This is a genomic window from Bacillus sp. AFS040349, assembly GCF_002577655.1.
GTDB lineage: Bacteria > Bacillota > Bacilli > Bacillales > Bacillaceae > Metabacillus.
This window is the reverse complement of the sequence record NZ_NUMC01000059.1, coordinates 1-4,758: the sequence shown is the minus strand read 5'-3', so window position 1 is coordinate 4,758 and position 4,758 is coordinate 1. Positions and strand designations below refer to the sequence as shown.

The following is a 4,758-nucleotide window of genomic DNA, read 5'->3' as shown; positions in this document are numbered from 1 at the left end:
ACTTTATTCTAGCAGTCACAAGTAGTTCTGGATGATCTTTAAGCACTTCTTTAAAGGTATTCCATACTAATTCTTTATTGTTACTATCAAATTGTATAGATTTTTCGCTGTTCTTTAAGGAATTTAGGATAGTATTGTATATTATAGTTTTATCTACAGTTTCTTTTACTATTTGAAATTTCATAATAACTTTCGCATTAATTATCTTATTATTATTTGAATACAGATTAGTTGAAACAGATAGTGTATATGATTTACCGAATTCAAATGTGTTATTGCTGATAATTAGGGTGTTACCTCTTGACCAGGTTGACGTAGGATTGAATTTCTTACCATTAGAATCTGTAATTTCTACCATTGATTCATCTACATATCCTAGTGTTTCAGTGAATTTTATCTCAATTACTTCGTTCATTCTAATTGTTCGAGGAGATACACTTTCTTTAATCACAGAGAAAGTTTTATTTTTGATAACTTGCTGTATGTTTGATTCTTTATTTACTAAGAAATTATTAATTTGTTGAGGAAGAGCTTTATAACCTCCTGCTAATTTTATCTCTGAAGCTCTTCTTTTTAATCGATCTAATTTATTACTTGATTCAATTGCAGAACGATAATTTGTATATTGAATTAATTTTTCAATATCTTTTATTAATCGTACCTGCGAAACCTCATATATAACTCTTTCTCTAGCTATTTTAGCAGGAGTAACATACTTATCATTCAGGGATTTCCTATTTGCTGATCCACTTACTTTACCGATTGCTCTTTCAGTCTTTTTGATTTCCGAACTAAAGTTATCATAACTTTTATCGATAAGTATTAAATCACCTTTATTAATCTTATTGTTAAAAGCTTCCGTTAAATCTTTTAGTCTATTTCCTTGGTTGTTTGCGCTTATGTACGTTGTAGATGAACTGGCTGCTGTAATATCAGGTATACCAGTCAGTGAAACAATGGAAAAGGTAATTAAAAACATTATTTTTTTCATGATTTCCCCCAAAAAATCTAATTATTTATAGAATATATTAACATATTAATGGTAAAAAATACCCAACATTTTTTTACTGAAAAATAAAAGAAAGCCTGTATCACACTAGACTTCCTTTTTAATACTTTTATTCATTACTGACAGAATTGCCATATCAAGTTCCTCTGATAATCGAAGTGTTTGAGGGTTAGAAAATCCTAGTATTGTTGCAGCTTCGACCATTTCATTCCGCTTCTTTTCAATATATAAATTTATCGACTGAACAGTATGATTACGATCCTCTTCCAAAGCACTCATCATTCCTTTATAGATTATTAATTGACAATAGGACTTGTTAGAATTCTATAATTCTTGTGATTTACAACCGTTAATGTGCTTGGTGACTCAATTTTTTCTGCATCATCCTGGCTAATTTCAACAATCACTGTATTCGGATATGCCTTAACAACTCTACCTATAACATCAACGTTATTTCTGGTAAAAGAAATATCGATTCCGATAAGAAATTCACACATTTTACTCATCCTCTTTAGTGGTATTAATATTATTTAATTGTTTCTTTGTTTTAAACTTTTCAAGGTACTTATCACCTTTTATAAGCATTTCTGTTTTTTGATTACCTTCATATTCATTTTTTCTTAAATTGCCATAAACTAGTGCATGCTGCCCAACTAAATCTTCTTCCGTGTACGAGAACTCTTTCCAATATTTTTGAAAGATAACAATAGTAAAAGGAACATCATCTTCTTTCTTAAAGTTAATGTACATTACCTTCTCACGCTTAATCACTCTATCAATAAGACCATATACAAAATAACCAACTTTAGGTAATGTTCGATCTAACCATAAGAGGTGATGTGCATCTTGCTGGTTAACGATTAACTCAGAAATGGGTATCTTTCGCCCATTTCCTACATTAATGAGGATTGTTGCAAGCAGATCTGGTTCGTACTCCGTAAGTAGCTTTACTTCTCCTTTTACCGAGCTTATCGATTGAGGAGTTTCTGTTTCATTTTTCAATTTAACTTTTTTTTCTTCATTTTTTTCTTCTTTTGTTTCGCGTTCTATTGTCTTACTTTGATAATCAGGATCTATTCGGTTCATGCTGAGTCTAATAATTGTTTCACTTAAACTATCAGACATCTGTGTCTGGTATTCTTTTGTTTTATTAACGCATTCTAAGATATCGAGTCTCTCATAAAAACCACAACCTTTTAAATGCCGTGAATCTCCTTTACCAGTTGTCTTAAAATGAGCATTCATTGTAGAAGACTTGCCTACATATATCAACGGAGCCTGACAGTTTTTATCAATGCAGAACAACCTGCTCCCGTGAATTGATTCGTCATATTCTATAGTGTTTACTGCATTCCCATTATGAAGAAGAGCGGTTTGCATAAATATACCTCCCTGAAAAATAAAAAGACGCAAACGAAACCTGTGTTTTATCAGGTTCATTTGCGTCTTCCGCCATTGGTTATATTTCTATATAGCATACCATATTAAGGAATTTTATTCTACTAGGGGTAGCGTCAGGAAAATGCGGATTTACAACGTTAAGAGTCTTTTATTCTAAAAAGTCCGATTTCTCCCTTTTTAAGAGAAAGACGGGATTTGCCTTTTCTTCCATTAATAAGAAGGTGCCATCTACAAACGTGAAAATCAGTTGTGAAAATTAGAACGAAAAAAAGAGGGAGAAAGTCCGGTTTTTTCTTTAAAAACCTTAGAAAAATGAGAAGGGCTGCTATACCCAACCTTAAAGCTAATCTCCGTTGTAGATTGATTTGTTGTTAATAAGAACTCTTTTGCTTGTTCAATCCGGGATTGGTGCATAAATTGTAATGGTGTATAGCCTGTAACTGCTTTAAATGTGCGATGTAGATGATAAGGATCTACATTTATTTCCTTAGCTATACGATATAATGTTAACTTTTCGTCATAGTGGTTAAGAATGTATTTTTTTACTTGAATCGTCAATTCATTTTTAGCTCCTTGCCATTCCAAACAGTCTGGTTTACATCGTTTACAGGGGCGATACCCACTATTCACAGCTTCTTTGGCAGAGTAAAAGATTTGAACATTCTTTTTATTTGGAGTTCTAGATGCACACGATGGACGGCAAAAAATTAGTGTACTCGTTAATGCATAGAAAAAATGACCATCATACGTCGGATTACATGATTCTATAGCTTTCCAATGGAATTCTTCCATTCCTACACCTCTCTTTTTCTAATTAAACGTCAAGAATATGAAAGATAAAACCTGTATTTTTACTTATAATACATAAATAAAGGTATGGGTGCACAAATACCTCTTATTTGATTAAAAGAAATGAAGGGTGTTCCAGTAAAAATAATTATTTCACTCTATATGATTACTAGGAAAAGACGAGGAGAGAATTTAATGCTTGAAAGATTACGTGTTGTAGAAAACAATTTATTACCATTAGTTCTTGTTACTACATTTATCGCTTTATTTCTTCCAAAAATCGGTGAAGTATTGAAAGTGACGGTTTCACCGATGCTTGCCCTGCTCATGTTTTTTATCAGTCTCACTTTTGATTTTAATATGTTAAGGGACGCAATAAAAAAACCTAGGGTAATAGTCATCTCGATATTCTTAGTATTCGTTCCTATGTCACTTATCGGATTAGGTATCGGTGAACTTTTTTTTGATGAAGAACTTGCTATTGGACAAACGATTGTCGGCTCCTTACCAACCGATGTTTCAGCTCCATTATTAGTTTATCTTGGGAAAGGTAATGTTGCACTTGCATCATTAATGAATGGTATAGTTACTGGGTTATCGCCGTTTATTCTACCTCCACTCCTTTTGCTTTTGACTGGAATTGAATTTCAAATTCCCATTCAGGAAATGATATTGGAACTATTTATAATCATCGTTTTACCTATGTTTTTTGCTGTTCTCATACGAACAAAATTCCCGTCTATCAGTAAGTATGAACCGGTCTATTCTTTTTCTTCATCATTGATATACATTGCTCTTGTTTTTGTCGTTGTAGCAGACAGTTCTGAATCGATTCTTTCGTTTTCAATGGGGATGATTATCTTGCTCATCGTTGCCCAACTTTTGCTTAATATGGCTGGTTATCTTATTGGCCTGCTTACAAAACCGATTGTGAAAAATAAAGATGATTTAGTTGCGGTCCTTTTTACAGTCAGCAAAAAAGAATTTAGCATAGCTGCTGCAATAGTATATACAGCTGACTTGCCAGAAATCATACTTATCCCAGCTGTATTCTACGCTGTTTTGCAAATGATAACATCACCACTCGTGGTTCGTTTATTAAATAGGAAAAATACCCTAGTTGAAGGTTAAAGTCAAATTAACAGCCAGCCTATTGAAAGTAACAGCTTACTTTAGTTTAACAAACCATTAAAAAAAGTCAGTTTCTTAAAAGCACAGGGAAATCAGCTTAATTAGGTTGCAATTCGCCTAGCGTACAAAGTTTTCCGAAATTGTGGCGGTACCCTTTATAAGAAAGAATAAATACAAATGTTGACAATATATAAACGATTACGCAACGAGGTCTTCGGATTCGTTGCTTTTTTAATAGTAGGATAAACCCAAAAAACCTATAATTTTACCTTTGATGGATAATGATATCTTACTGATAGCTATTTTATAAACTTATCCTCTGCCAACTCTCTATATAATGCAGCTCTAGAAACGTTTGTAATTTCACAAATTTGCTTTACAGTCATATTTCCTTCTTTATATAGCTTCACTGCATAATTCATTCCTGC

6 protein-coding genes and 1 pseudogene are annotated in these 4,758 nt (G+C 32.5%); 1 reads left to right on the top strand and 6 read right to left on the bottom strand.

What is annotated here, in order from left to right:
* From COD11_RS13700 to COD11_RS13680, 5 genes and pseudogenes are all read right to left on the bottom strand, one after another.
* Positions 1-991: pseudogene (locus COD11_RS13700) on the bottom strand (hypothetical protein); the annotation flags it as partial.
* A gap of 105 nt (positions 992-1,096) precedes the next feature.
* On the bottom strand, positions 1,097-1,279 hold the full coding sequence (locus tag COD11_RS13695) for an aspartyl-phosphate phosphatase Spo0E family protein (RefSeq protein WP_176551086.1): 183 nt from the start codon (positions 1,277-1,279) through the stop codon (positions 1,097-1,099).
* A gap of 26 nt (positions 1,280-1,305) precedes the next feature.
* Positions 1,306-1,506, bottom strand: coding sequence for a DUF2187 family protein (locus COD11_RS13690; protein ID WP_231309830.1), 201 nt, complete (start codon positions 1,504-1,506; stop codon positions 1,306-1,308).
* 1 nt (position 1,507) lies between these two features.
* Positions 1,508-2,389, bottom strand: coding sequence for a hypothetical protein (locus tag COD11_RS13685; RefSeq protein WP_098797461.1), 882 nt, complete (start codon positions 2,387-2,389; stop codon positions 1,508-1,510).
* 264 nt (positions 2,390-2,653) lie between these two features.
* Positions 2,654-3,202 (bottom strand): bifunctional transcriptional activator/DNA repair enzyme AdaA, encoded by a 549-nt coding sequence (locus tag COD11_RS13680; protein ID WP_098797460.1) that lies wholly within the window; start codon positions 3,200-3,202, stop codon positions 2,654-2,656.
* A gap of 192 nt (positions 3,203-3,394) precedes the next feature.
* Here COD11_RS13680 and COD11_RS13675 point away from each other — a divergent pair, with 192 nt between their 5' ends.
* Positions 3,395-4,330, top strand: coding sequence for a bile acid:sodium symporter family protein (locus COD11_RS13675; RefSeq protein WP_176551085.1), 936 nt, complete (start codon positions 3,395-3,397; stop codon positions 4,328-4,330).
* A gap of 299 nt (positions 4,331-4,629) precedes the next feature.
* Here COD11_RS13675 and COD11_RS13670 read toward each other — a convergent pair.
* Positions 4,630-4,758, bottom strand: a 129-nt coding sequence (locus COD11_RS13670; RefSeq protein ID WP_141549689.1) for a helix-turn-helix domain-containing protein, incomplete at its 5' end; no start/stop codon positions are given.